The organism is Streptomyces hydrogenans (genome assembly GCF_014656075.1).
GTDB classification, from domain to species: domain Bacteria; phylum Actinomycetota; class Actinomycetes; order Streptomycetales; family Streptomycetaceae; genus Streptomyces; species Streptomyces hydrogenans.
In genome coordinates this window covers 1-26,567 of record NZ_BNBS01000031.1, presented here as the reverse complement: position 1 = coordinate 26,567, position 26,567 = coordinate 1, and the positions used below count along the sequence as shown (strand labels likewise).

The 26,567-nt window shown below is 74.0% G+C and carries 20 protein-coding genes; 9 read left to right on the top strand and 11 right to left on the bottom strand.

The features are described from left to right. Positions 1-83: 83 nt before the first annotated feature. Together IE321_RS15675 and IE321_RS15670 are read left to right on the top strand one after the other, a co-directional pair. Positions 84-1,601, top strand: a complete 1,518-nt coding sequence (locus IE321_RS15675) for an amino acid permease (protein ID WP_190223345.1) — start codon at positions 84-86, stop codon at positions 1,599-1,601. Positions 1,602-1,694: 93 nt separating this feature from the next. Beyond that, the gene (locus tag IE321_RS15670; protein ID WP_190223344.1) at positions 1,695-2,780 is read left to right on the top strand and encodes a PLL family lectin; all 1,086 of its coding nucleotides are present in this window, start codon (positions 1,695-1,697) and stop codon (positions 2,778-2,780) included. Positions 2,781-2,856: 76 nt separating this feature from the next. Here the strand turns inward: IE321_RS15670 and IE321_RS15665 are convergent, their stop codons facing one another. After that, on the bottom strand, positions 2,857-3,930 hold the full coding sequence (locus IE321_RS15665) for an LCP family protein (RefSeq protein WP_190223343.1): 1,074 nt from the start codon (positions 3,928-3,930) through the stop codon (positions 2,857-2,859). A 483-nt stretch (positions 3,931-4,413) separates the two neighbouring features. On the opposite strand from IE321_RS15665, the gene IE321_RS15660 reads away from it, so the two are divergent. From IE321_RS15660 to IE321_RS15645, 4 genes are read left to right on the top strand one after another with little or no spacing between them, the layout of a single operon-like run. Beyond that, entirely contained in the window at positions 4,414-6,213 is a 1,800-nt protein-coding gene (locus IE321_RS15660) for a stealth family protein (RefSeq protein WP_190223342.1), read from the top strand. Next, positions 6,213-7,160 (top strand): hypothetical protein, encoded by a 948-nt coding sequence (locus IE321_RS15655; RefSeq protein ID WP_190223341.1) that lies wholly within the window; start codon positions 6,213-6,215, stop codon positions 7,158-7,160. Before IE321_RS15660 ends, IE321_RS15655 begins: the two co-directional genes overlap by 1 nt. A 13-nt stretch (positions 7,161-7,173) precedes the next feature. After that, positions 7,174-10,050: a stealth family protein gene (locus tag IE321_RS15650; RefSeq protein WP_190223340.1), complete on the top strand. Its 2,877-nt coding sequence runs from the start codon at positions 7,174-7,176 to the stop codon at positions 10,048-10,050. Positions 10,051-10,064: 14 nt separating this feature from the next. Next, the gene (locus IE321_RS15645; protein ID WP_190223339.1) at positions 10,065-11,456 is read left to right on the top strand and encodes an SGNH/GDSL hydrolase family protein; all 1,392 of its coding nucleotides are present in this window, start codon (positions 10,065-10,067) and stop codon (positions 11,454-11,456) included. Positions 11,457-11,540: 84 nt separating this feature from the next. On the opposite strand, the gene IE321_RS15640 is transcribed toward IE321_RS15645, so the two are convergent. The 5 genes from IE321_RS15640 to IE321_RS15620 all read right to left on the bottom strand — a co-directional run bounded on the left by IE321_RS15640 (position 11,541) and on the right by IE321_RS15620 (position 18,121). Next, positions 11,541-13,679, bottom strand: coding sequence for a 3-hydroxyacyl-CoA dehydrogenase NAD-binding domain-containing protein (locus tag IE321_RS15640; protein ID WP_190223338.1), 2,139 nt, complete (start codon positions 13,677-13,679; stop codon positions 11,541-11,543). Next, entirely contained in the window at positions 13,676-14,890 is a 1,215-nt protein-coding gene (locus IE321_RS15635) for a thiolase family protein (protein WP_043224493.1), read from the bottom strand. Before IE321_RS15635 ends, IE321_RS15640 begins: the two co-directional genes overlap by 4 nt. A gap of 200 nt (positions 14,891-15,090) precedes the next feature. Continuing rightward, positions 15,091-16,374 carry an HRDC domain-containing protein gene (locus IE321_RS15630; protein WP_190223337.1) on the bottom strand — a complete coding sequence of 428 codons (1,284 nt, stop codon included), beginning with the start codon at positions 16,372-16,374 and terminating at the stop codon, positions 15,091-15,093. A gap of 81 nt (positions 16,375-16,455) precedes the next feature. Beyond that, a complete protein-coding gene (locus IE321_RS15625) occupies positions 16,456-17,121 on the bottom strand; it encodes a response regulator transcription factor (protein WP_015037008.1) in 666 nt (221 codons plus the stop codon). 274 nt (positions 17,122-17,395) lie between these two features. After that, positions 17,396-18,121, bottom strand: coding sequence for a DUF3000 domain-containing protein (locus IE321_RS15620; RefSeq protein WP_190223336.1), 726 nt, complete (start codon positions 18,119-18,121; stop codon positions 17,396-17,398). A 90-nt stretch (positions 18,122-18,211) separates the two neighbouring features. Here IE321_RS15620 and hemE point away from each other — a divergent pair, with 90 nt between their 5' ends. Next, complete coding sequence (hemE, locus tag IE321_RS15615) at positions 18,212-19,288, top strand: uroporphyrinogen decarboxylase (RefSeq protein WP_043224489.1); 1,077 nt, start codon at positions 18,212-18,214, stop codon at positions 19,286-19,288. Between the two features lie 26 nt (positions 19,289-19,314). Here hemE and IE321_RS15610 read toward each other — a convergent pair whose 3' ends face one another. Together IE321_RS15610 and IE321_RS15605 are read right to left on the bottom strand one after the other, a co-directional pair. Next, positions 19,315-20,688, bottom strand: a complete 1,374-nt coding sequence (locus tag IE321_RS15610) for an FAD-dependent oxidoreductase (protein WP_190223335.1) — start codon at positions 20,686-20,688, stop codon at positions 19,315-19,317. 9 nt (positions 20,689-20,697) lie between these two features. Further along, complete coding sequence (locus tag IE321_RS15605; RefSeq protein WP_229916415.1) at positions 20,698-21,768, bottom strand: DUF4349 domain-containing protein; 1,071 nt, start codon at positions 21,766-21,768, stop codon at positions 20,698-20,700. Between the two features lie 136 nt (positions 21,769-21,904). Here IE321_RS15605 and hemG point away from each other — a divergent pair, with 136 nt between their 5' ends. Both hemG and hemQ read left to right on the top strand, forming a co-directional pair. Further along, positions 21,905-23,380, top strand: a complete 1,476-nt coding sequence (gene hemG, locus IE321_RS15600) for a protoporphyrinogen oxidase (protein ID WP_190223334.1) — start codon at positions 21,905-21,907, stop codon at positions 23,378-23,380. A 17-nt stretch (positions 23,381-23,397) separates the two neighbouring features. Beyond that, positions 23,398-24,111 (top strand): hydrogen peroxide-dependent heme synthase, encoded by a 714-nt coding sequence (gene hemQ / locus IE321_RS15595; protein WP_043224486.1) that lies wholly within the window; start codon positions 23,398-23,400, stop codon positions 24,109-24,111. A 162-nt stretch (positions 24,112-24,273) separates the two neighbouring features. Here the strand turns inward: hemQ and IE321_RS15590 are convergent, their stop codons facing one another. The 3 genes from IE321_RS15590 to IE321_RS15580 all read right to left on the bottom strand — a co-directional run. After that, the gene (locus tag IE321_RS15590; RefSeq protein WP_190223333.1) at positions 24,274-24,999 is read right to left on the bottom strand and encodes a TIGR04222 domain-containing membrane protein; all 726 of its coding nucleotides are present in this window, start codon (positions 24,997-24,999) and stop codon (positions 24,274-24,276) included. 45 nt (positions 25,000-25,044) lie between these two features. After that, entirely contained in the window at positions 25,045-26,076 is a 1,032-nt protein-coding gene (locus IE321_RS15585; protein ID WP_226651423.1) for a TIGR04222 domain-containing membrane protein, read from the bottom strand. Continuing rightward, positions 26,073-26,567, bottom strand: a 495-nt coding sequence (locus tag IE321_RS15580) for an SCO6045 C-terminal-like domain-containing protein (RefSeq protein WP_506417408.1), incomplete at its 5' end; no start/stop codon positions are given. The genes IE321_RS15585 and IE321_RS15580, both read right to left, overlap by 4 nt.

The window sequence follows — 26,567 nt, the reverse complement described above, 5'->3', positions numbered from 1 at the left end:
GCTTCCATGCGGGCAGCGTCCCCTCGACCCCCCGTCCGCGGGGGCCGCGATACCGACGTCAAGGACGACGCGGAGGTACGACGGTGAGCACGGACCAGCGCCCCCCCAGGGCAAGCTCCGGAATCTTCCGGACCAAGTCGGTCGAGCAGTCCATCAGGGACACCGAGGAACCGGAGCACGGGCTCCGCAAGTCCCTCTCCGCCTGGGACCTCACGGTCTTCGGCGTCGGCGTCATCATCGGCACCGGCATCTTCGTCCTGACGGGCAAGGTCGCCAAGGAGAACGCGGGCCCGGCCACGGCCCTCGCCTTCGTCGCGGCCGGCATCGTCTGCGCCCTGGCCGCGCTCTGCTACGCCGAGTTCGCCTCGACGGTGCCGGTGGCGGGATCGGCCTACACCTTCGCGTACGCCTCCATCGGCGAGCTGCCCGCCTGGATCATCGGCTGGGACCTGGTCCTGGAGTTCGCGCTGGGCACGGCGGTGGTGGCGGTCGGCTGGTCCGGGTACGTCCGCTCGCTGATGGACAACATCGGCTGGCACCTACCGGCCTCGCTGGAGGGTCCGGACGTGCCGGGCGGCACCTTCGACATCCTCGCCTTCCTGCTGGTCCTGGTGCTCACCGCGATCCTGGTCGTCGGCATGAAGCTCTCCGCCCGGATCACCGCCGTCGTGGTGGCGATCAAGGTCACCGTCGTCATGATCGTGATCGTCGCGGGCCTGTTCTTCATCGTCGGCGACAACTACAAGCCGTTCATCCCGCCGGCCGTGACCCCGGAGGGCGGCGGCTCCAACTGGGACTCCCCGCTCGTCCAGCTGCTCTTCGGGTACGAGCCCACCAACTTCGGCGTCATGGGCATCTTCACGGCGGCCTCCATCGTCTTCTTCGCCTTCATCGGCTTCGACGTGGTCGCCACCGCCGCCGAGGAGACCAAGCTGCCGCAGCGGGACATGCCCCGGGGCATCCTGGGCTCGCTGCTCATCTGCACGGTGCTGTACGTGGCGGTCGCCCTGGTCGTCACCGGCATGCAGCACTACACCGAGCTGTCCGTGAGCGCCCCGCTCGCCGACGCCTTCAAAGCCGCCGGCCATCCCTTCTACGCGGGCGTGATCAGCTTCGGCGCGGCCGTCGGCCTCACCACGGTCTGTCTGATCCTGCTGCTCGGCCAGACCCGCGTCTTCTTCGCGATGAGCCGCGACGGGCTGCTGCCGCGCTTCTTCTCGAAGACGCACCCCCGGTTCAGGACGCCCTACCGGCCGACCATCCTGCTCGGCGTGATCATCGCGATCGTGGCGGGCTTCACCAGCATCAACGAGCTGGCGACGCTGGTGAACATCGGCACCCTGTTCGCCTTCGTGATGGTCGCCGTCGGCGTGATCATCCTCCGCCGCACCCGTCCCGACCTGCACCGCGCCTTCCGCACCCCGTGGGTGCCGGTGCTGCCGATCATCTCCATCGCCGCCTCGCTGTGGCTGATGCTCAACCTGCCGGGCGAGACCTGGTTCCGCTTCGCGGTGTGGATGGTGATCGGCATCGTCGTGTACTTCGCGTACGGACGCGGACACAGCCGGTTGGGACGGCAGGGCGCGAGCACGCGCTCCTGACCGGGAAGCAGCGGGCGGGCGGAGAGCGGCCGGGCCGGGCGGATACAGTCGGTGCGAACCGACCCCACTCGACCCGGAGCGCTGGATCCTCCCATGGTGAACCCACCCCAGGCACCCGCCGACCCCTCCCAGGCCTCCCCGCGCGCCCCGAGAATGCACGGCGGCTGGCTGGCCCGGGGCGCGGAGGGACGTTTCAGCGTGTACGTCCCCCGGGACGGCGAGGTGCTCCGCTGGACCGAGGGCCCCGGCCGTCGGTTCGACGGCCCGGACGTGCTCGGCGGCCGGGGCCTGCTGCCCTTCCTGGCGGCCGCGCAGGGCCCCGACCGCTATGTGCACCTGATCGGCTTCCGGCACACCGGCACCGCGTCGGAGACCGGCGAGCCGCACGTCGAGCTGGTGCACAGCGTCCAGTTCCAGACCGGCCGGCCCAACGTGGAGTGGAAGTCGATCGGCCACTCCAACGGCACGGCCGAGTGGTTCGGCAACCCGGCCCTCGCCGTGGACGGCCAGGGCCGCGCCCACGTCTTCGTGCGCAACCGCGGCGGCGGCGTCAGCGCCCGGGTCCAGAAGGACGCCGGCGGCTGGCACCCCTGGTGGGACCTGAAGGGCGGCCGCACCGACCGGAACCCGGTGGCGACGGTGAACGGCTCCGGACTGGTCGAGCTGTACACGGCCAGCGATCGCGGGCTGCTGCGGTACGCGCAGAGCGAGCCGGGCGCCCGCCCGGTCGTCGAGCCGCTGGTGCCGGCCTCGGTCACCCCGGGCACGCTCACCGCGGTGACCGGCGCCTCCGGCCAGGTCACGGCCTACTACGTGGACGGTTCGGGACAGATCTGCGTCTGGTCCCCGGGTCGCGGCCTGGCGCCCACGCCCTTCGCCGCCGCGGCCGGCACGGGCCCGCTGACGGCCGGGCGCTGTCTGATCGACGGCTACGACTGCACCCTGCTCGCCCAGTGCGACGGCGAGGGCGGCGCCGTCCTGGCGGCCTACCTCACCGAGCGCGAGGACACCGGCCTGTACTGGACCCCGTCCGGACCGCCGGTCCTCGGCCCGCCGACCCTGACGGCCGACGCCGCCGGCGCGGCGGCGGTCGCGGCGCTGGCGGCCGACGGCGGGGTGATCGTCAGCCGGCAGACGGCGGAGCAGGGCCTCGCGCTGGAGCCGTGGACGCGGCTCTGAGCCGTACGGGAAAAGACCGGTGCCCCGGCCCTCGCGAGGAGGGCCGGGGCACCGGTCTTTTCCCGTACGGGGGCGGTCAGCCGCCGGTGGCGGGGGACTTCTTCGCGGAGGCCGGGATCTCGGCGTCCTCGCGGATCGCCTTCCACAGCTGGGAGGCGTTGGGCTCGTGGGCGACGACGCGGTTCGGGTCGATCTTGTCGTAGGCGACCGGCAGCATGATCGTCTCCATGTTCTGCGGGTCGACGCCGTTGAGGCTGCGGCCGAAGTCGCCGAGCGCGGTGAGCGAGGCGAGCTCGGAGTCGGTGGTGAGCGCCTTGGTCGCCGAGTCGGCGATCTTGTAGCTCTTGGCGGGGCTGCCGAGCAGGTCCTGCTTCTTGACCTCGGAGAGCAGCGCGGTGAGGAACTGCTGCTGGAGCGAGATGCGGCCCAGGTCGGAGCCGTCGCCGACGCCGTGGCGGGTCCGGACGAAGGCGAGGGACTGGGTGCCGTCGAGCTTCTGCGGGCCGGCTTCGAGGTGCAGGCCGGACTGCTTGTCGTCGATCGGCTCCTTCACGTCGACGGTGACGCCGCCGATGGTGTCGACCAGGTCCTTGAAGCCGGAGAAGTCGATCTCCATGAAGTGGTCGAGGCGGACGCCGGAGATCGACTCCACGGTCTTGGCCACGCAGGTGGGGCCGTACTGCGCGTAGATCGAGTTGAACATGACGCGCCGCGCGGAGGGGGCGGCGGTGCCGTCGGCGCGGGCGCACTCGGGGCGGGTGACCAGGGTGTCGCGCGGGATGCTGACGGCGACGGCCTGGGTGCGGCCCTCGGGTATGTGCACCACGAGGGTGGTGTCGGAGCGGCCGCCGCCGACCGCGCCGCCGACCAGGTCGCCGTTGTCGCCCGCGCGCGAGTCGGAGCCGAGGACCAGCAGGTTCTGGCCGCTGGTGGGCAGCTTCTCCGGGCGGTCGTCGCCGAGCGCCTTGTCGATGTCGACGGCCTTGATGTTGCCGTCGATGCTGCTGTACATCCAGTACAGCGTGCCGCCCGCCGCCAGGAGCAGGACCAGGAGCGTCAGGAGGACGATCCGGCCGGTCCTGCGGCGCTTGCGCGGGGTGGCGCCACGGCGTCCGCCGACGGCCTCGGGCGTGCGGGTGTCCTGGCTCATCGTGTGCGGTTCCTCGAATCCTGGTGACCGTTCGGGGCGCTCGTCGGCGCCCCCGCCTTCGTCGGCGCCCCCCGCCTCCGGTACGCGGGCACGGCGGCGCGCGGGTGGAGCGTGGAGTATAGGCAGAAGATCGGACGGGTGTGCGACGCGGGGTGACCGTGCGGGGACTCCCGGAGACGCCGGGGGCGTACCGTCCGGACGGTCGCGCGGGGGGAGTGCCGTTCACATCTCAGCTGCATAACAGCTGGTCGAATAAGCCTTTCGTAAGTTGTCCGAGGGGTGGCCCGGGTGTGAAGATCCGGTGCGAACGCCTTCGATGCGGATGTCATCGAGAGAAACGTTCTTCCGGACCTGTCGAGGTCCGGAGACTTCGGGGGGCCGGAGTTCAGCGTTGAGTCCGGGACTGAAACAGATCCGGGCACGCGCGTGGTTCCGGGCGCATGCTCCGCATGCGTTGGGTGTGGAAATGGTGGGCTGAACACGGTGGCGAACTCTCGCAACCCCGAGTCCAGCGCGCTCGTATCCGCCTACCGCAACCTCGTGCCCGCGCGAGCCCGCCGCCGCATCGTCGCCGGCATCCCCCAGCCCGTCCGCCAGTCCGTGGCCCGCACCCTGGCCGGCGTCGACTCCGCCCGTTCCGCCGTCGTCGCCCGCGCCATCGGCGGCCGCAGGAGCGGCTCCGACACCGAACGCGGCGTCGTGCGCGTGATCCAGGACGGCGGCCGCCACCTGCGCGCCCTGGAGGTCCCGGGCATCACCGCCTGGGCCGCCCGCGCCCGCAACCTCCACCTCCTCGTCGGCCTCCTGGAGGACGCCGGCATCGCGTACTTCTGCGTCCGCGGCACCGCCCAGGGCCTGCCCGCCGTCGCCGTCCCCGCCCGGCTCCGCGAGGAGACCGAGGACCTCCTCGCGTACGCCTTCGACCAGGAGCCCGGCTACGTCGGCGCCGACCCCGGCGACATGCGCCCCGGCGAGACCGCCGCGACCTGGCGGCGGCTGCGCTCCGCGAAGGTCCTGCGGGTCGCCTGGGTCGTCTGCGACCCGAGCGGTCGCCTCGTCTTCGGCGCCAAGCACGGCTGCGACCTGGAGTTCTGGTCCGAGCAGGACGGCGAGCTGGTCGCCCCCCGCCCCAACCGGGTGGTCACCGAGACCGCCGCCGAGCCGCACACCGTCGACGCGCCGCAGGCCCTCTTCAGCCCGGTGCCCGCGCAGTACACCACCGGCACGGCCCGCACCCTGCCCGAGTTCACCGCCCACCTGCCCGAGGACCACGCCTTCCCGGTGGACGTCGTCTACACCTGGGTGGACGCCGACGACCCGGTCTGGCGCGGCGCCAAGGACAGCACCCGCCGCCTCCTCGGCCTGGAGACCGCCGGCGGCCCCGCCCTGCACGAGCAGGCCGCCAACGACGCCCGCTTCACCAGCCGCGACGAGCTGCGCTACTCGCTGCGCTCGATCCACCAGTACGCGCCCTGGGTGCGCAACGTCTTCCTGGTCACGGCCGGCCAGGTGCCCGGCTGGCTCGACCTCGACCACCCCGGCCTCCGGGTCGTCGACCACCAGGAGATCTTCTCCGACCCCACGGCGCTGCCCACCTTCAACTCGCACGCCATCGAGAGCCAGCTCCACCACATCCACGACCTGTCGGAGCACTTCCTCTACCTCAACGACGACGTGTTCTTCGCCCGGCCCACCAGCCTCGGACACTTCTTCCACGCCAACGGACTCAGCAAGTTCTTCATGTCCAAGGCGCTCATCCCGACCGGCCGCGCCCTCCCCGGCGACCTCCCGGTCAACGCCGCCGGCAAGAACAGCCGCGGCCTGATCGCCCAGCAGTTCGGCACCTTCGTCTCGCAGAAGATGAAGCACACCCCGCACGCCCTGCGCCGCTCCGTCCTCGCCGAGATCGAGCACACCTACCCGCGCGCCCACTGGACCACCCAGCACGCGCGCTTCCGCTCGCCGCAGGACGTGCCCATCGCCTCCTCGCTGCACCACTACTTCGCCTACCACTCGGCCCGCGCCACCGTCGGCGACCTGCGCTACGTCTACATCGACATCGGCGACCGGGGCGCCCAGCAGCGCCTCGACCGGCTCGTCGCACGGCGCGACTTCGACACCTTCTGCATCAACGACACCGTCGTGCCCGAGGACCCCGCCGCGCAGGAGCGCATGGTGCGGCGCTTCCTCGACGACTACTTCCCGGTGCCGAGCCCGTACGAGCGCACGGACGCCGTGGGGCTCCCCACCCGCCGACTGACCGAACGAGGACGTGCCGACTGATGGGCTCCATACGAAGGCGCCTGGGCCGCGCGCGCCGTGCCGCCAGGCTCCGGATCGCCGCGCCGCTGTGGAGCCGGCTGCTCCGCGGGGTCTTCCTCCCGCTGCGCGGCCGCCGCTCCGCCACCGTGCTGTACGCCGCCGTGCTCGACGGTCAGACGATGAACCTGCACGCCGAACTGCCCGGCGCGGCCCGCGCCGCGGACTTTGCCGAGGTGCTGATCGGCCGCGGCCGCTCGCCGCACCGCAGCGCCGCCCGGGTGCACACCGACCGCTCGGGCCGGGTGCTCGTCGACGCCGCCGTGCTGCTGGGCGCCGAGACGGGCGGCGTCCCGGTGGAGACCGGCGGCACCCGGCTGCGCCTCGCCGTCCGCACCGGCCACCGCACCCGCACCTATCCGCTGCTCCTGGTCGACGCCCAGCACACCTACAAGGGCACCACGCGCCCCATGGCGGCCTCCCCGATCAGCGGCGGCCGCTACCGCGTCGGGCGCTCCGTCACCGGCAGCGCCCGGCTGCGGCACGCGCCGGCCCGTCCGGGCGCCGAGGTGGTGGACGTGCACATCGAGCACGCCCGCATCGACGTGCGCCTCCGCCTGGTCGGGATGCCGGCCGAGGACCCGTGGTGCGAGTTCGTCGCCTCCGGGCGGCGGATCCCCTGCGAGCTCACCGAGATCGAGCCCGGCGTCTGGCGGACCGAGGTGCCGCTGCCCGAGATGTACCCGGTCTCCCCCCGCCGCGAGCACTGGGACGTCCTGCTGCACACGGCGGACCGGCGCCCCCACCGGGTGGCCCGGGTGCTGCACGACCTCACCGACCCCCAGCGGGTGCTGGCGATGAGGTCGGTCGTGGTCGCCGCGCGCAAGGACACCCTGATGACGGTCGAGCCCCGCTACACCCCCGCCGGGAACCTCCGGTTCACCTGCCGTCGCGTCGAAGAGACGGCCTGAGGAAGCGCACATCGTGAAAGTAACGTTCCTGCTCCATGCCGTCGACGTCCTCGGGGACCCCGAGCGCGCGGTGCTCCACCAGGCGTCCGAACTGGCCGCCCACCACGAGGTCTCCGTCCTCAGCCTCTTCAAGGCCCGCCGCCGCAGGTTCACCCCGTACGACGGACGGGTCCCCGTCACCTTCCTCGTCGAGGGCGCCGGCCCCCAGCAGACCCCGGTCCGCGAGGGCGGCCCGGACGAGGCCCTCGCCGCCGCGCTCGCCGCCCGCCCCAGCGAACTCGTCGAGCGCCGCTGGGACGACGGCCACAACCGGCTCTCCGACATCGAGGCCGAGTACGCCCTCACCACCCTCGACACCGACGTCCTGGTCACCACCACCCCCGGACTGATGGTCCTCGCGGCCCGCTTCGCCCCCGCCGAGACCCTCCTCGTCCACCTCGAACAGCGCGCCTCCGAGGTCGCCGAGGCCACCGCCCTCGAACCCCTGCTGCGCCACACCGCCGGCTTCGACGCCGTCGTCCTGCCCGGCGCCCGCGCCCACGAGTGGTACGCCGAGACCTTCGGCGCCGCCGCCCCGCGCCTCCAGGTGGTCCCGCCCGCCCTGCCCGAGGGCTTCCGCCCCCGCTCCACCCTGCAGACCCGGATCGTCACCCTCGCCGCCCGCCTGGAGGAGAACTCCGGCGTCGACGCGGCCCTCGACGCCTGGGCCCGGGTCTCCCCGCTCCACCCGACCTGGACCCTGCGGATCCTCGGCGACGGCCCGCTCGGCGGCGCCCTGCGCCGCCGTCGCGACCAGCTCGGCCTGCACGGCACCGTCCAGCTCGTCGGCGAGTCCACCCACCCCGCCGAGGAGTGGGCCAAGGCATCGATCGCCCTCACCACCACCCGGACCGACGCGGTCGGCCACTCCCTCATGGAGGCCCAGGCCGCCGGCGTCCCCGTCGTCGGCTTCGACAGCCCGGGCGTCCTGCGCGACGTGGTCGCCGACGGCCGCACCGGCCTGCTCGTCCCCGTCGACGACACCGAACTCCTCGCCGACCGGCTCGTCCGGCTCGTCCAGGACGACCGGCTCCGCCTCGGCCTCGGCTCCGCCGCGGCCGAGGAGGCCGTCCGCCACGCCCCCGCCGAGGCCACCGCCCGCTGGCAGCAGATGCGCACCGCCCTCGCCGCCGCCCGCGCCGCCGGCGCCCGCCCCGCGGCCAAGGCGGCCCGCGCCGCCGCCCACGCCCTCCTCGGCGGCAACGACGGAGCCGCCCGGGCCGCCGACCCGGCCCCCCAGGGCACCGCCCGCAACCGCGCCTTCAAGGAGGCCGAGGAGCGGCTGCTCAAGCGCGACCGCGGCCTCGTCCGCGACGGCGGCCAGGTCTGCCGGGTCATCGACGCCGAATCGCCCTTCGACATCGCCCAGACCAACCTGGCGCTGACCGCAGACGCCCTGGAGGCCGCCGGCGTCCCCTACTTCCTGGCCCGGGACACCAAGATCCGGCACAGCGTCGCCGTCCACGCCGACTACCGGGACGCCGTCCTCAAGGCCCTCGCCGACCGGTTCCCCGACGGCCCGGTCTACGTGGGCCTCCTCAACGACGCCGACACCACGATCGCCACCACCCTCGCGCAGCGCGCCGCCGACCTCGTCGGCACCGAGTGCTCCGGCGTCCGCGTCTACGCCCCCGTCGTCTCCGCCACCGGCACCCTCCGCCTCGGCGCCACCTACGGCTGCCTGGTCTCCTTCTGGTACCACGACAAGGAGGAGCCGCACTTCTTCCACTCGCCGCGCCGCACGCTCATCGGCCAGCGGGTGCCCCGCGCCTCGATGCGCCGGATGCCGGCCGTCCTCGGCGGACGCACCTACCCGACGGTGGAGCCGTACACCCACACCCTCCACCACGACGTGCCCTTCCCCATCGACGCCGTCTACACCTGGGTCGACGGATCCGACGTGAACTGGCTGGAGCGCAAGAACGCGGTCCTCGCCTCGATGGGCATCGTCACCGAGGACGCCGCCACCAGCGCCGCCCGCTTCCGCAACCGCGACGAGCTGCGCTTCTCGCTGCGCTCCCTCGACATGTACGCCCCCTGGATCCGGAACATCTACCTGGTCACCGACCAGCAGGTACCGCCGTGGCTGGACACCCGCCACCCCCGGGTCCGGGTCGTCGACCACACCGAGATCTTCGGCGGCGAGGGCGCCCTGCCCACGTACAACTCGCACGCCATCGAGAGCCGGCTGCACCACATCGACGGCCTGGCCGAGCACTTCCTCTACTTCAACGACGACGTGTTCGCCGCCCGGCCCATCCAGCCCTCGCTCTTCTTCCTGGGCAACGGCGCCGCCAAGCACTTCATGTCCTCCAACGCCATCCCCATGGGACCGGCCCTGGAGGGCGACGAGTTCAGCCGGATCGCCGCCAAGAACAACCGCGACCTGATCCAGGGCATGTTCGGCCAGACCCTGGTGAACTCCTTCATCCACGCCCCGCACCCGCTGCGCCGCAGCGTGATGGCGGACCTGGAGACCCACTTCCCCGACGCCCTGCGCCGCACCGCCCACAACCGGCTGCGCGACCCCTCGGACGTCTCCGTGGCCTCCTCGCTCCACCACTACTTCGGTTACCACACCGGCCGCAGCGTGCCCGGCAGGATCTCCTCCGGCTTCGTCAACGTCGGCCTCAGCGAACAGGTCAAGAAGCTCAACGGGCTGCTCGCCTCCCGCCCCAACGACGTCTTCTGCCTCAACGACTTCCACGACGGAGACGTCTCCGAGGACGAGCAGGACGCCACCCTCGCCGCCTTCCTGCCCAGCTACTTCCCCATCGCCAGCCAGTTCGAGACCGGTTCGCCGCGCAACGAACACTTCCACGCCGGGCGGATCGCCGCCTGGCCTCTGTGAACCGGAGGCCCGTCATGCCCAAGTTCTGCATCCTCGGCGCCTCCGTCGCCAAGTCCCGCAAGACCGCCGAGGGCCCCATCGCCGGATGGGGCCAGTACATGTCCGAGTTCCTCGCCCCCGGCTGGGAGGTGCGGAACTTCGCGCGCGACGCGATGACCGCCCGCACGTACTTCACGGACCGCTTCGCCACCCTGCTCAACCTGCTCGAACCCGGCGACATCGTCGCCCTCGACTTCGGCGGCGTCGAGCAGCGGATCAACGTCCCGCTCCGCTACCACGGCAAGCGCGAGTTCAAGGAGTTCCTCAAGCTGTACGTGGAGGGGATCCGCGCCCAGGGGGCGATCCCGGTCCTCCTCACCCCGTGCGCGCGCTGCGCCTTCGACGTGCGGGGCCAGGTCTCCGACACCCGCGACGGCTACCCCGAGGTCACCCGGGAGGCGGCCGTCGAGACCGGCGCCGTCTTCGTCGACATGAACGCCCACACCGGCCGGCTCCTCCAGGAGCTCGGTCCCGCCCGGGCCAAGCAGTACTACCGCTGGATCGACGCCGGGGAGCACCCGCTCCACCCGGACGGCATGATCGACTCCACCCACTTCAACCACGCCGGTGCCCGCGAGGTGGCCCGGATCCTCGCCTCCGCCCTGGAGAGCAACCCGGACATCCCGGCCGGCACCGTCGACAAGGCGACCCTGGTCCCCGGCGACTACCCGCCGCCCGCCCCCGAGTTCACCGTGGTCAGCCCGGAGAGCGCGCTCTACGCCACCGACCGGGTCGGCACCGCCCCCGTCTTCACCTCGCCGGGCCCCGACCGCGCGGTCAGCGGCCTCCAGAAGTTCACCGGCAACGCCGGTCCCGACACCGGCTACCTGCTCTTCTTCTCCCAGGGCGCCTACATCGGCGGCACCGCCGTCAACGAGCAGGGCCGCTTCCTGTGGCGCCGCACCATGGTCTGGCCGGCCGGCGAGCACACCGTGCAGGCCGTCGGCATCGCCCGCTCGGGCGGGGTCACCCCGATCGCCTCGCTGCGCTTCGAGGTCCGCGACCACGTCGCCCCGCCGGTGGTCGCCGCCCCGAAGAGCGGGGCCTGGGTCAACCCCCGCCCCCGCTTCAACGGCACCGCCGCCCCCGGCGTCACCAAGGTGATGGCCCTGGAGGGCGAGCGGCTGATCGGCGAGGCCGTCGTCGCCGAGGACGGCACCTGGAGCATGCGCCACCCGCACAGCTGGCGGCCCGGCGCGCACCGCGTCGAGTTCGTGTCGATCTTCAGCGCGCTGCACTCCACCGCCACGCCGGTGGACATCCGGGTGCTCGGCGTCCCGGAGGACAGCTTCCTGCGCACCTCCGCGGGCGCCCGCGACCGCTGCGGCGACAAGTGCGACCACTACCCCTTCGACGGGCGCTGGTAGCCCCCGCGGGCCGGTGACGGCGGGGAACGACGGAAGGGGCCCGGTGGCACAAGCCACCGGGCCCCTTCGCGCGCACGCCGCCGGTTACGCCGGGACGCTCGCCACGCCCTGCGCCAGGAAACGCTTGCCGTTGACGCGCTCGGAGACGCCCTCGCGGTCCAGGTACGGCGTGATGCCGCCCAGGTGGAAGGGCCAGCCGGCACCGGTGATCAGGCAGAGGTCGATGTCCTGCGCCTCGGCGACGACACCCTCCTCCAGCATGAGGCCGATCTCCTGCGCCACCGCGTCGAGGACTCGGTCGCGGACCTGCTGCTCGGTGAGGACGGTGTCGCCCTGCTTGAGCAGCGCGGCGACCTCGGGGTCGAGCTCCGGCTTGAAGCCGTTCTCCGGCTTGTAGACGTAGAAGCCGCGCTTGCCGGCCTCGACGACGGCCTTCAGGTTGGGGGAGACGGTGAAGCGCTCCGGGAAGGCGCGGTTCAGGGTCTCGGAGACGTGCAGGCCGATGGCCGGGCCCACGAGCTCCAGGAGGACCAGCGGGGACATCGGCAGGCCCAGCGGCTCGATCGCCTTCTCGGCGGTCTCGACCGAGGTGCCCTCGTCGATGACGTTCTGGATCTCGCCCATGAAGCGGGTCAGGATGCGGTTCACGACGAACGCCGGGGCGTCCTTGGTGAGGACCGCGGTCTTCTTCAGCTTCTTGGCGACGCCGAAGGCGGTGGCCAGCGAGGCGTCGTCCGTCTTCTCGCCGCGGACGATCTCCAGGAGCGGGAGGATCGCGACCGGGTTGAAGAAGTGGAAGCCGACCACGCGCTCCGGGTGCTGGAGCTTGGAGGCCATCTCGGAGACCGACAGCGAGGAGGTGTTGGTGGCGAGGATCGCGTGCGCCGGGGCGACCGCCTCGACCTCCGCGAACACCTTCTGCTTGACGGACATCTCCTCGAACACGGCCTCGATGATGAAGTCCGCGTCCGCGAAGCCCGCGGCCTTGTCGAGGACACCGGAGACCAGGCCCTTGAGACGGTTGGCCTTGTCCTGGTTGATGCGGCCCTTGCCGAGCAGCTTCTCGATCTCGCCGTGGACGTAGCCCACGCCCTTGTCGACGCGCTCCTGGTCGATGTCGGTCAGGACGACCGGCACCTCCAGGCGGCGCAGGAAGAGCAGGGCGAGCTGGGAGGCCATCAGACCGGCGCCGACGACGCCGACCTTGGTGACCGGGCGCGCCAGCGACTTGTCCGGGGCGCCGGCGGGGCGCTTGCCGCGCTTCTGCACCAGGTTGAAGGCGTAGATGCCGGAGCGGAGCTCGCCGCCCATGATCAGGTCCGCGAGGGCCTGGTCCTCGGCGTCGAAGCCCTTCTGCAGGTCGCCGTCCTTGGCGGCCTCGATGATGTCGAGGGCGCGGTAGGCGGCGGGGGCGGCGCCGTGCACCTTGGAGTCGGCGATCGCGCGGCCCTTGGCGACGGCGGCGTCCCAGCCCTCGCCCCGGTCGATCTCCGGGCGCTCGACGGCGACGGAGCCGTTCAGCACGCCGGCGGTCCAGATGAGCGACTGCTCCAGGAAGTCGGCGCCCTCGAAGAGCGCGTCGGCGATGCCGAGCTCGAAGACCTGCTTGCCCTTGAGCTGGCGGTTCTGGTTCAGCGAGTTCTCGATGATGACCTGGACGGCCTTCTCGGCGCCGATCAGGTTCGGGAGGATCGCGCAGCCGCCCCAGCCGGGCACCAGGCCGAGGAAGACCTCGGGGAGCGAGAAGGCCGGCAGGGCCTTCGACACGGTGCGGTAGGTGCAGTGCAGACCGACCTCGACGCCACCGCCCATGGCCGCGCCGTTGTAGTACGCGAAGGTCGGCACGGCGAGCGCGGAGAGGCGCTTGAAGACGTCGTGGCCGCCCTTGCCGATGGCGAGCGCCTCGTCGTGCTTCTTCAGCAGCTCGACGCCCTTGAGGTCGGCGCCGACCGCGAAGATGAACGGCTTGCCGGTGATGCCGGCGGCGACGATCTCACCGCTCGCGGCCTCGGCCTCGACCTGGTCGATCGCCGTGTTCAGGTTGGCCAGCGACTGCGGGCCGAAGGTGGTCGGCTTGGTGTGGTCGAAGCCGTTGTCCAGCGTGATCAGCGCGAACCGGCCCGCACCCGCGGGCAGGTCGAAGTGACGGACGTGGGCCGAGGTCACGACCTCGTCCGGGAAGAGCTCGGCGGCGCCCTTCAGAAGCTCGGCGGTGGTGCTCACTTGCCCTCCCAGTGGGGGTTCTCCCAGATGACCGTCGCGCCCATGCCGAAGCCGACGCACATGGTGTTGAGGCCGTAGCGGACCTCGGGGTGCTCCTCGAACTGGCGGGCCAGCTGCGTCATGAGGCGGACGCCGGAGGAGGCGAGCGGGTGACCGTAGGCGATGGCGCCGCCGTACTGGTTCACGCGCGCGTCGTCGTCGGCGATGCCGTAGTGCTCCAGGAAGGCGAGGACCTGGACGGCGAAGGCCTCGTTGATCTCGAAGAGGCCGATGTCGTCGATCGAGAGGCCGGCCTGGGCCAGGGCCTTCTCGGTCGCCGGGATCGGGCCGTAGCCCATGACCTCGGGCTCGACGCCGGCGAAGGCGTACGAGACGAGGCGCATCTTGACCGGGAGGTTGTTCTCGCGGGCGAAGTCCTCGGAGGCGATGATCGAGGCGGTGGCGCCGTCGTTCAGGCCGGCCGCGTTGCCCGCGGTGACGTTGCCGTGGACGCGGAAGGGCGTCTTCAGGTTCGCCAGCGACTCCAGGGTGGTGCCCGGGCGCATCGGCTCGTCGGCGGTGACCAGGCCCCAGCCGGTCTCGCCGCCCGCCGGGTCGGTGCGGCGCACCGAGATCGGCACCAGGTCCTGCTGGATCTTGCCGTCGGCGTACGCCTTGGCGGCCTTCTCCTGCGAGCGCACGGCGTACTCGTCGGCGCGCAGCTTGGTGATGCTCGGGTAGCGGTCGTGCAGGTTCTCGGCGGTCATGCCCATGAAGAGGGCGGACTCGTCGACCAGCTTCTCGCTGACGAAGCGCGGGTTCGGGTCCACGCCCTCGCCCATGGGGTGACGGCCCATGTGCTCGACACCGCCGGCGATGACGGCGTCGTAGGCGCCGAAGGCGATGGAGCCGGCGACCGAGGTGACGGCGGTGAGGGCACCGGCGCACATGCGGTCGATGGAGTAGCCGGGCACGGACTGCGGCAGGCCCGCGAGGATGCCGGCGGTGCGGCCGAGGGTGAGGCCCTGGTCGCCGATCTGGGTCGTCGCGGCGATCGCGACCTCGTCGATCTTCGCCGGGTCGAGGGCCGGGTTGCGGCGCAGCAGCTCCCGGATGGCCTTCACGACGAGGTCGTCGGCGCGGGTCTCGTGGTAGATGCCCTTCGGGCCCGCCTTGCCGAACGGGGTGCGGACGCCGTCGACGAAGACGACGTCCCTGACGGTACGAGGCACGATGGCTCTCCTCCAGGTGCGGGACGGCACTGCTGCGGCGCACACCACTAAGCGTGCGCTTGCTTCCTCCATGCTACTTGTGGGTAACCAGGCTGCCCACCCCCTGGGGGCCAAGCGGCGAAGGTCACATCCCCGGGGACGCCGAAGCCCCCGGCACCGAGGGGGTGCCGAGGGCTTCCGGTACGGGGCGGGACACGGGCTCAGCCCCGCGCCGCCAGGGCCTCCACCAGGAGCGGGGTCACCAGGCCGACCTGCCAGCGGCGGGCGCCGTGGGCGGTGAGGGCGGCGGCGACGGCGTCCGGGTCCGCCTGGACGGGCGGCTCCCAGCAGATGCGCCGGACGGTGTCCGGGGTGATCAGGTTCTCCTGCGGGAGGTGCAGCCGCTCCGCGAGGCCGGTGACCCCGGTCCGGGCGGCGGCGAGGCGGGCGGCGGCGGCCGGGGCCTTGTCGGCCCAGGCGCGCGGCGGGGGAGGCCCGGCCGGCTGCTGGCCCGGCTGCGGCAGCTCGCTCTCGGGCAGCGCCCGGGCCCGGTCGATCGCGGCCTGCCACTGCTCCAGCTGGCGCCGGCCCATCCGGTGCCCGAAGCCGGGCAGCGCGGTGAGCGCGGCGACGTTCACCGGCACGGCGAGCGCGGCCTCGACGATCGCCGCGTCGCTGAGGACCTTGCCGGGGGAGACGTCACGCCGCTGCGCGACCCGGTCGCGGGCCGTCCACAGCTCCCGGACGACCGCCATCTGCCGGCGGCGGCGCACCTTGTGCATGCCGGAGGTGCGGCGCCAGGGGTCCTTGCGGGGCGGGGCGGGCGGGGCTGCGGCGATGGCCTCGAACTCCTCGTGGGCCCATCCCAGCTTCCCCTGCCGGTCCAGCTCCTCCTCCAGCGCGTCGCGCAGGTCGACCAGGAGCTCGACGTCGAGGGCGGCGTAGCGCAGCCACGGGTCGGGGAGCGGGCGGGTCGACCAGTCGACCGCCGAGTGGCCCTTCTCCAGCGCGTAGCCGAGGACGGACTCGACCATCGCGCCGAGGCCGACGCGCGGGAAGCCGGCGAGCCGGCCGGCCAGCTCGGTGTCGAAGAGGGAGGAGGGGCGCATGCCTATGTCGCGCAGGCAGGGCAGGTCCTGGGTGGCGGCGTGCAGGATCCACTCGGCGCCGTCCAGGGCCTCGCCGAGACCGGAGAGGTCGGGGCAGCCCACGGGGTCGATCAGCGCGGAGCCCGCGCCCTCGCGGCGGAGCTGGACGAGGTAGGCGCGCTGGCCGTAGCGGTACCCGGAGGCGCGCTCGGCGTCGACGGCGACGGGCCCGCGCCCGGCGGCGAAGGCGGCGATCACCTCCGCCAGGGCCTCGTCGCTCGCGACGACCGGCGGGATGCCCTCCCTGGGCTCCAGCAACGGGATCGGAAGCCCAGCTACAGGGACGTCGTCGTCCGGGGGGCCGCCCCCGGTGGTGCGCAGTGCGGTGTCTGCTGCGGTCTCTTGGGCGTCGGTCACCTGTCAAGGGTATCCGCCGACGGCAAGCGCCTGCCGACGGAACGTTCCGTCGGCAGGCGCGGCCCTTGCGTCACGCCGGTGTCAGTGGATGATCCCGGTCCGCAGGGCCACGGCGACCATGCCGGCCCGGTCGCCGGTGCCCAGCTTGCGGGCGATCCGGGCGAGGTGGCTCTTCACGGTGAGCGCCGAGAGCCCCATGGAGACGCCGATGGCCTTGTTGGACTGGCCCTCGGCGACGAGGCGGAGCACCTCGACCTCACGGCCGGAGAGCTCGCGGTAGCCGCCCGGGTGGCTCGGGGCACCCGGGGGGCGGCGGTGGCCGAGCCGGGCGGCCGCGGCGCCGATGGGCGCGGCGCCGGGGCGCGTCGGGTGGCCGATATTGGTCCGCGTGCCGGTGACGACGTAGCCCTTCACGCCGCCGGCGAGCGCGTTGCGCACCGCGCCGATGTCGTCGGCGGCCGAGAGGGCGAGGCCGTTGGGCCAGCCCGCGGCGCGGGTCTCGGACAGCAGGGTGAGGCCGCTGCCGTCGGGAAGGTGGACGTCGGCCACGCAGATGTCGCGCGGGTTGCCGACGCGGGGACGGGCCTCCGCGATGGACGACGCCTCGATCACGTCCCGTACGCCGAGCGCCCACAGGTGGCGGGTGACGGTGGAGCGGACGCGCGGGTCGGCCACGACGACCATGGCCGTCGGCTTGTTCGGGCGGTAGGCGACCAGGCTTGCGGGCTGCTCGAGCAGAACGGACACTCGGCCTCCTGGGGGGGAAGGTGCGGGACGGAGCCGGCTCGGGGAAGAAGCCGGGGGCGAACCCGTGCTCTGAAGGGGTCATTGACTCCTTCGGCAGCAGGGCCGCCCGCCTTTAGGGAAAGATCACGATTTAGTGAGTAACAATTGGGGCAATTCGGACGGGCGATCGATCATCCTACGAGCGGCCCCCGCTCCCTCACCCCCACGGGGGACCCCGTACGAATGCGAGAAGGGGCCCCGGAGGGCCCCTCTCACACATCCGTCCGCACCGCGCTCAGGCCCCCTGCGGCCCCCGGCGCTGCGGCAGTGAGACGACCCCCCCGCCCGACAGCGTCCCCGCCGGGTCCGTCGCCGCCGCGGGGCCCGTCGCGCCCGGCGGGTCGGCCGGGGCCGGCGGCAGGCCCGCGATCTGGCACAGCAGGTCGGACCAGGCCGCCAGGTGCGCCGCCGTGTCCGGCGCCCCGCCCAGGCCCTCCCGGGGCGTCCAGGACGCCCGGATCTCGATCTGGGTGGCGGGCCGCCGCTCCGCGAGCCCGCCGAAGTAGTGCGAGCCCGCCATCGTGACCGTCCCGCTCGCCTCCCCGTACGCGAGGCCGCGCGCCTCCAGCGCCCCGGTCAGCCACGACCAGCACACCTCCGGCAGCAGCGGGTCCGCCGCCATCTCCGGCTCCAGCTCCGCCCGCACCAGCGTCACCAGCCGGAAGGTGCCCTTCCAGGCCTCGTGGCCCGCCGGGTCGTGCAGCAGCACGAGCCGCCCGTCCGCGAGGTCCTCCTCGCCGTCGACGACCGCCGCCTCCACCGCGTACGCGTACGGCGCGAGCCGCTGCGGCGGGCGGGTCGGCTCGACCTCCATCTCGGACCGCAGCCGTGCCGTCCGCAGGGCGTCCACCGCCCGCCGGAACGCCGGCGGCACCGGGGTCCCCGCCGTACTGTCCGCCTCGTCGCCCGTCCCTCGAATGCCGTCGGAATGATCGGAAAAATGTCCCTGAGCCGCAGCCATGCGGGGAAGAGTAGGCGGAACGGGGCCGCCATGCGGGGAGGGACACCCGCCCGGCACGAGCGGCTTCCGGCCACATGCGAAGATTTGGGCGTGAGCGCCATGAACAGCCCGACGGGCCAGCAGACGAAGCAGCAGTCGCGGACGTACGACTCCGCGTTCCTCAAGGCGTGCCGGCGCGAGCCCGTGCCGCACACCCCGGTCTGGTTCATGCGGCAGGCGGGGCGCTCCCTCCCCGAGTACCTGAAGGTCCGCGAGGGCATCCCGATGCTGGAGTCCTGCATGCGGCCCGAGCTGGTCAAGGAGATCACGCTCCAGCCCGTCCGCCGCCACCAGGTCGACGCCGCGATCTACTTCAGCGACATCGTCGTCCCCCTCAAGGCCATCGGCGTCGACCTCGACATCAAGCCCGGCGTGGGCCCCGTCGTCGCCGACCCGATCCGCACCCGCGCCGACCTCGACCGGCTGCGCGACCTCACCCCGGACGACGTGCACTACGTCACCGAGGCCATCGGCATGCTCACCGAGGAGCTCGGCGACACCCCGCTCATCGGTTTCGCCGGCGCGCCCTTCACCCTCGCGAGCTACCTCGTCGAGGGCGGCCCGTCCCGCAACCACGAGCACACCAAGGCGCTCATGTACGGCGACCCGCAGCTCTGGGCCGACCTGCTGGACCGCCTCGCCGAGATCACCTCCGCCTTCCTCAAGGTGCAGATCGAGGCCGGCGCCTCCGCGATCCAGCTCTTCGACTCCTGGGTCGGCGCCCTCGCCCCCGCCGACTACCGCCGCTCGATCCTGCCCGCCTCCGCCAAGGTCTTCGACGCGGTCGCCGGCTACGGCGTCCCGCGCATCCACTTCGGCGTCGGCACCGGCGAGCTCCTCGGCCTCATGGGCGAGGCCGGCGCGGACGTCGTCGGCGTCGACTGGCGCGTCCCGCTCGACGAGGCCGCCCGCCGCGTGGGCCCCGGCAAGGCCCTCCAGGGCAACCTGGACCCGGCCGTCCTCTTCGCCTCCACCGAGGTCGTCGAGGCCAAGGCCGACGAGGTCCTGGCCGCCGCGAAGGACCTGGAGGGACACGTCTTCAACCTGGGCCACGGCGTCATGCCGTCCATGGACCCCGACGCCCTGACCCGCCTCGTCGCCTACGTGCACGAGCGCACGGCGGTCTGACGCCCCCGCGGTACGGGCGGCGGGCCTCAGCCCGCCGCCCGTACCGCCGCCAGCGCCTTCCGGGCCGCGATCAGCACCGGGTCCCACACCGGGGAGAACGGCGGCGCGTAGCCCAGGTCCAGCGCCGTCATCCGCTCGACCGTCATCCGGGCCGTCAGCGCCACCGCCGCGACGTCCACCCGCTTCGCCGCGCCCTCCCGGCCCACGATCTGCACGCCGAGCAGCCGCCCGGTCCGCCGCTCGGCCAGCATCTTCACCGTCATCGGCGCCGCCCCCGGGTAGTAGCCCGCCCGGCTCGTCGACTCCACGGTCACCGCCACGTACCGCAGCCCGACCTCCCGGGCGTCCTTCTCGCGCAGCCCGGTCCTGGCGATCTCCAGGTCGCAGACCTTCGACACCGCCGTCCCCACCACCCCGGGGAAGGTCGCGTAGTCGCCGCCCACGTTCGAGCCGATGACCTGGCCCTGCTTGTTGGCGTGGGTGCCCAGCGGCACGTGCCGCTCCCGGCCCGACACCAGGTCCAGGACCTCCACGCAGTCGCCGCCGGCCCACACGTTCCCGTGCCCCCGCACCCGCATCGCCAGGTCGGTCAGCAGCCCGCCGTGCGCCCCGAGCGGCAGCCCCGCCGCCTCCGCCAGCGAGGTCTCCGGCACCACGCCCGTCCCCAGCACCACCACGTCCGCCGGGTACTCGTCGTCGTCCGTGGCCACCGCCCGGACCCGCCCCGCGTCGTCGGTGAGGATCCTCGTCACCGCCGCCGAGCCGACCGTACGGATCCCCAGCCCGTCCATCGCCGCGTGCACCAGCCGGCCCATGTCCGGGTCGAGCGTGGCCATCGGCTGCTCGCTCCGGTTGAGGACCGTCACCTCGTAGCCCCGGTTCAGCAGCGCCTCGGCCATCTCCACGCCGATGTACCCGGCGCCGACCACCACCGCCCGCCGCCCCGCCGTCCCGGCCAGCGAGTCCAGCAGCGCCTGTCCGTCCTCCAGCGTCTGCACCCCGTGCACGCCCGCCGCGTCGATCCCCGGGACCGCCGGGCGGGCCGGGCGCGCCCCGGTCGCGATCACCAGCTTGTCGAAGCCCGTCCACGCCTCCGTGCCGGCCGCCAGGTCCCTGGCCAGAACGCGCTGCCCGGCCAGGTCGATCTCCGTCACCTCGGTCCGCGTCCGCAGCCCGATCCCGCGCGCCCGGTGCTCCTCGGGGGAGCGGGCGATCAGCTCGTCGCGCCCGGCCACGTCGCCGCCGACCCAGTACGGGATCCCGCAGGCCGAGTAGGAGGAGAACCGGCCCCGCTCGAAGGCCGTGATCTCCAGCTCCCCGGCCCCCTTCAGCCTGCGCGCCTGCGACGCGGCGGACATGCCCGCCGCGTCGCCGCCGATGATCACCAGTCGTTCGCTCATGCGCCCACGCTACGGCGCCGGGGCCGCCTCGTCCGGCTCCCCGTCGGGCAGCGGCAGCCCCGCCGCGTTCCGCCGCGCCGGCTGCCCCGGTACGGCGGCGGGGACGGGCGCCGGCACCGGGGCCGTGACGGGCCGGGCCGCGCGGCGCGGGCGCAGGACCCACCGCCACACCGCGTACCCGGCCAGCGCCGCCGCCAGCCACGGCGCGAGCGCCGCGAGAACCACCAGGGTCCAGGCGACCACCGCGACCAGCGCGTCCCAGCCGCCCTCGAAGGCGTCGCCGACGGCCGGACGGCTGTCGTCGGTCACCTCGTCCTCGACGGTCACCCGCTCCTTCTCCCGCAGGTCCAGGGTGATCGTCGCCAGCGAGGTCCGGTCCTCCAGCGAGGCCTGCCGGGCCAGCAGCGCCTCCAGGTCCGCCTGCCGCCGGCTCAGCTCCCCCTCCAGGGTCACCACGTCGGCCAGCCGCTCCGCCCGGTCCATCAGCGCCCGGACCCGCGCCACGCTCGCCCGCTGGCTGGCGATCCGGCTCTCCACGTCGACGACCTGGTCGGTGACGTCCTGCGCCTCCGCCTGGCGGGACAGCACCTTCCCGGTGCCAGCCAGCCCGGCGAGGACGCCGTCGTACCGCTCCTGCGGCACCCGCAGCACCAGGTGGGCGCTGTCGTACCGGTCGTCCACCCGCTCCGTCGTCTCCGACTCCACCCGGCCCCCGGCGGCGGCCACCACCGCCCGCACCCGGTCGGCGGCCGGCGCCACGCGGTCGACCTCCACCGCGAGCGAGGCCGTACGGATCAGGTGCTGCGCGGCCGGCGCCTTCGACGAGCCCGGCTTCGAGGCGTCCGCCTTCGACGCGTCCGGCCGCGGGCCGTCCGCCTTCGAGCCCGCGGAACCGCCCGTACCGCCGGTGTTCCCCTCCTGCCGGGCGGCGTCCGGCGCGGTCGCCGCCGCGGCCGCCGCCCCCTTGGAGTCGGCGGCCCCGTCCGCGCCGCCCGCGCACCCCGCCGCCAGCAGGGAGGCGGCCAGCAGCAGCGCCGCCCCCGCCCGTCTCCGCCCGTTCGTCCCGACCGTCTTGCGCACAGCGTCCCCCTGGGGCCGTAGGAATCGACGTCCCTAGGACGTGCGGCGCCCGCCGCCGGTTTGCCTCCCGGGGTAGCGATGCGGTCACGTTCCGGCCTCGGAACGGACGACGGGGGCGGTTTGAGAGAGTGGTGCCATGAACGCGGACACCACGGGACCCCACGCCGGACCTCACGCCGTCGTCGTCGGCGGCGGCATCACCGGCCTCGCCGCCGCCCTCCGGCTGCTCGCCGCCGGCGCGCGCGTCACCCTCCTGGAGGCCGACGGCCGGTTCGGCGGCAAGCTGCTCGCCGGGGAGATCGCCGGCGCCCCCGTGGACCTCGGCGCCGAGTCCCTGCTCGCCCGCCGCCCCGAGGCCGTCGCACTCGCCGAGCGCGTCGGCCTCGGCGACCGGCTCCGGTCGCCCGCCACCACCACCGCCTCCGTCTGGTCCCGCGGCCGGCTCGTCCCCATGCCCAAGGGCCACGTCATGGGCGTCCCCGGCACCGCCGACGCCGTCGCCGGACTCCTCTCCGAGGAGGCCCTGCGCCGGATCGAGCGGGACCCGGAGCTCCCGCCCACCGAGCTGGGCGACGACACCGCCATCGGCGCCTACGTCGCCGCCCGGATGGGCCACGAGGTCGTCGACCGGCTCGTGGAACCCCTCCTCGGCGGCGTCTACGCCGGCGACGCCTACCGCATCTCGATGAAGGCCGCCGTCCCCGCCCTCTTCGAGGCCGCCCGCCGCCACCCCAGCCTCACCGCCGCCGTCCGCGCCGTCCAGGCCTCCGGCGCCGCCGTCCCCGCCGACGTCGCGGGAGCCGCCACCGGCCTCGGCGGAGCCGCCTTCGCCGCCGCCGCCGGCGGCATCGGCACCCTCCTCGGCCTCGTCGCCGACGCCGTCCGCGCCGCCGGCGGCACCCTCCTCACCGGCACCCCCGCCACCGCGCTGCTCCGCTCCGGCGCCACCGGCTGGAGGGTCGTCACCCGGGAGCGGACCCTCGACGCGGACGCCGTCGTCCTCGCCACCCCCGCGCCCGTCGCCGCCGGGCTCCTCGGCGGGCACGCCCCCGAGGCCGCCGCGCTCCTCGGCGGGATCGACTACGCCTCCATGGCCCTCGTCACGCTCGCCTTCCGCCGCGCCGAGCTGCCGGAACTGTCCGGCTCCGGCTTCCTCGTCCCGCCCGTCGACGGCCACACCATCAAGGCGTCCACCTTCTCCAGCCAGAAGTGGGGCTGGGTCGGCGAGGCCGCCCCCGAGCTCTTCGTGCTCCGCACCTCCGTCGGCCGGCACGGCGAGGAGGCCCAGTTCCACCGCGACGACGAGGACCTGATCGCCGCCTCCCTCAAGGACCTCGGCGCCGCCACCGGCCTCGCCGCCCGGCCCGTCGCCACCACCGTCACCCGCTGGACCGGCGGCCTGCCGCAGTACCCCGTCGGCCACCTGGACCGGGTCGCCCGGGCCCGCGCCGCCCTCGCCGGCCTGCCCGGACTGCGCCTCGCGGGCGCCGCCTACGACGGCGTCGGCATCCCCGCCTGCGTCGCCTCGGCCCACCGCGCGGCCGACGCCGTCGCCGACGAGATCATCGCCACGTCGGAAACGGGGCACCCCGGTGCGGGGCACTCCTCGTGACGGGCGAGAATAGGCGTATGAGTGCGCCCGAAAAGATCCCGAACGCCGGTAAGAAGGCGAAGGACCTCAACGAGGTCATCCGCTACACCCTGTGGTCCGTCTTCAAGCTGCGCGACGTCCTGCCCGCCGACCGGACCGGCTACGCCGACGAGGTCCAGGAGCTGTTCGACAAGCTGGCGGCGGAGGACGTCACCGTCCGCGGCACGTACGACCTCTCCGGTCTGCGCGCCGACGCCGACGTCATGATCTGGTGGCACGCCGAGACGAGCGACGAGCTCCAGACGGCGTACAACCTCTTCCGCCGTACGAAGCTGGGCCGCGCCCTGGAGCCGGTCTGGTCGAACATGGCGCTGCACCGCCCGGCCGAGTTCAACAAGTCGCACATCCCGGCCTTCCTGGCCGACGAGACCCCGCGCGACTACGTCTCGGTCTACCCCTTCGTCCGCTCCTACGACTGGTACCTGCTGCCGGACGAGGACCGCCGCCGGATGCTCGCCGACCACGGCAAGATGGCCCGCGGCTACCCCGACGTCCGGGCCAACACCGTCGCCTCCTTCTCGCTCGGCGACTACGAGTGGCTCCTCGCCTTCGAGGCCGACGAGCTGCACCGCATCGTCGACCTCATGCGCCACCTGCGCGCCTCCGAGGCCCGGATGCACGTCCGCGAGGAGGTCCCCTTCTACACCGGCCGCCGCAAGAGCGTCGCGGACCTGGTGGAGGGCCTGGCCTGACGGCCGCCCCACGACCTGGTGGCGCCCCGGCTCCCAGCCGGGGCGTTCGCCCCTCGACCCGGAAGATCAGACGGCGGCCACGCCATGGCCCGCCGCTCCAGCGACACCGGGTCCGGCACCGGGTGCGGCGCGCGCGAGCGCGCCGCACCGGCGTCCTTCTCCTCAGCGCGGCCCCAGCGCGGCCCGCAGCTCCGGCTCCAGCACCGCCGGCCCCCGGGTGGCGAGCGCCGTGAGCGGATCCTCCGCCGACAGCCCCGCGAGCAGCCGCTGACCGGCGTGCGAGGCCCACGGACTGCGCGGATACGACTCCGCCCGGCCGAGCAGCAGACACAGCCCCGAGGCCGTCAGCGGCAGTGCGAACCCGGCCAGCACCTGCGCCCGCTCCGCCGTCGGCACCAGCGGTACCGCGACCGCCCCCAGCGCCAGCGCCAGCAGGAACGCCCCCCGCACCGCCCGCGCCCCCGCCGCGACCTCCCGTCGGCCCGGCGCCGGCACCGCGAGCCCCCGCGCCACCAGCCCCTCCTCGATCCTGCGCACGCACGCGGCGGCGGCGACGGCGGCCCGCAGCCCCTCGTCCGGCGCCTGGCCCTCCGGCCCGATCGCGCCCAGCACCGCCCGCTCCAGCTCGTCCCCGCCGGAGCCGTCCACGACGGTGGCCCAGCCGGTGTGCGCGAGCAGCAGCCGCCGCGCCCGGTGCATCGACACCAGCGTCAGATCGGTCACCCGCCCCGGACCCCCGGCCAGGAACGCGGCCTCGCCCAGGGTCAGTTCCGCGTCCGCGCCCCCTCCGGCACCGGGCCCGCCGGCGGCGATCGCCGCCCGGCAGAGCCGGGCGCAGGCGACGGCGGTCACGGCACACGCGACGAGGAGGAGCGGGATCCACACCATGATCGAGTTGTACGGCAGGACCGCCGCCCCCGCCACCCGAACGGCTCAGCCGCTGGACCCGCAGGACGAACCGCCGGAGGAGCCGCAGGAGGAGGACGACGACGAGCCGCACGAGGACGACGAGGAACCGCACGAGGACGACGACGAGCCGCACGACGAGGACGAGCAGGAAGACCCGCCCCCACCGCACCCCGACCCGGACCCGGACCCGGAGTCCGAGCCCCAGCCGTCCCCGCCGCCCGTCGCCGCGCCCCCGCACCACAGCACCACGGCCGCGGCCGCGCTCGTGTCGGAGGAGGACGAGGAGGAGGTACGGGCGCCGCCCGGCACCCCGGGCCCCTGCGGGCGGCCCGCCTCCCGCAGCCGCTCCCACAGCTCCCGGTCGGACAGCGCCCGGATCCCGCCCAGCGCCACGGTGTTGACGCCGCCGTGTCCGTACGCCCGCCGGTACGCGGCCAGCGCCTCGATCCCCGCCGGACCCACCCGGCGGGTGGAGGTGGTGCCGCAGACCAGCGCCGTGACGAAGCAGACGAAGAACAGCGGCAGCAGCTTCACGAAGAACGGCACCGAGGGCCCGTCGGGCGACGAGAACTCGACGGCGGTGATCACCGCCGACACCGGCATCATCAGGAACGCCGCCAGCGCCACGCCGACGCACCAGCGCCGCAGGACGCGACGCGGCCCCGGCACGGTCAGCAGGCCGCGGGCCGCGAGGTCGTCGCCGATCTCCTGGACCGCCGGGTGGGTCATCACGCCGAGCCGCAGCAGGCGCAGCGAACCGCTCGGGGCGGCCGCGTGGAGGTCGAGCACCGCCCGCTCCACCGGGTCGTGGGCGGTCCGGCGGACGACGGCGACCACGCCGGGACCGCCGATGACGATCCGGCCGTCCAGGTGCATCGCGGCGAGCGCGGTGTCGGCGACCCGGCCGGGACCGCCGCAGAGGAACGCCGCCTCGTAGACGTCCCGGACCGGACCGCCGGCCCCGCCGCGACCGCGGCGGGCGAGCACCACCAGCCGGGTGACGGCGGCGGCACCGGCCAGGTAGAAGGCGAGGAGCAGCAGGTCCACGGCGTTCACCGCCCCCCGAACACGAGCCGGGCGGCGCGCGCGACCCGGCCGGCCAGACCGGCCGGCCGGCTGTCGGTCCGCTCCCGCCACCAGCGGGTCAGCTCCCGCCGCTCGGGCCGCTCCTCCAGGAGCAGCGACTCGACGAAGTCCAGCGCGTCCCGCCGGTAGCTCCCCGGCATGGGCCGGGTCCGGGCGTACGCCAGGAACGCGGGCCGGAACCCCGCGCCGAGGATCTCCGGGAGCTCGGGCGCGATCCGCGCCACGACCGAGGCCCGCTTCCCCGCGAGCGCGCGGCTCTGCACCCGCATCCGCCGCACGTCGAAGCCCTCGGGCACCGGAGTCCCCGCGACCAGTGCCGACAGCACCGCCACCTGCCCCACCCCCACTCTCTGCCGTGCCTCGTCCCCGGCGGGCACCGGGGCCGTGCTCTTCGGCGCGGCCACCGCCGCGCCCCCTTCCCGCGGCGCCGGTGCGGGCGCGGGCGTGGCCCCGGGGGCCGT

Excerpts from the sequence above, each read along its gene's own strand:
- hemQ (WP_043224486.1), top strand. The coding sequence starts at position 23,398 with ATGAGTGCGCCCGAAAAGATCCCGAACGCCGGTAAGAAGGCGAAGGAC.
- IE321_RS15590 (WP_190223333.1), bottom strand. The coding sequence starts at position 24,999 with ATGGTGTGGATCCCGCTCCTCCTCGTCGCGTGTGCCGTGACCGCCGTC.
- IE321_RS15670 (WP_190223344.1), top strand. The coding sequence starts at position 1,695 with ATGGTGAACCCACCCCAGGCACCCGCCGACCCCTCCCAGGCCTCCCCG.
- IE321_RS15610 (WP_190223335.1), bottom strand. The coding sequence starts at position 20,688 with ATGAGCGAACGACTGGTGATCATCGGCGGCGACGCGGCGGGCATGTCC.
- IE321_RS15655 (WP_190223341.1), top strand. The coding sequence starts at position 6,213 with ATGGGCTCCATACGAAGGCGCCTGGGCCGCGCGCGCCGTGCCGCCAGG.
- hemG (WP_190223334.1), top strand. The coding sequence starts at position 21,905 with ATGAACGCGGACACCACGGGACCCCACGCCGGACCTCACGCCGTCGTC.
- IE321_RS15645 (WP_190223339.1), top strand. The coding sequence starts at position 10,065 with ATGCCCAAGTTCTGCATCCTCGGCGCCTCCGTCGCCAAGTCCCGCAAG.
- IE321_RS15665 (WP_190223343.1), bottom strand. The coding sequence starts at position 3,930 with ATGAGCCAGGACACCCGCACGCCCGAGGCCGTCGGCGGACGCCGTGGC.
- IE321_RS15620 (WP_190223336.1), bottom strand. The coding sequence starts at position 18,121 with ATGGCTGCGGCTCAGGGACATTTTTCCGATCATTCCGACGGCATTCGA.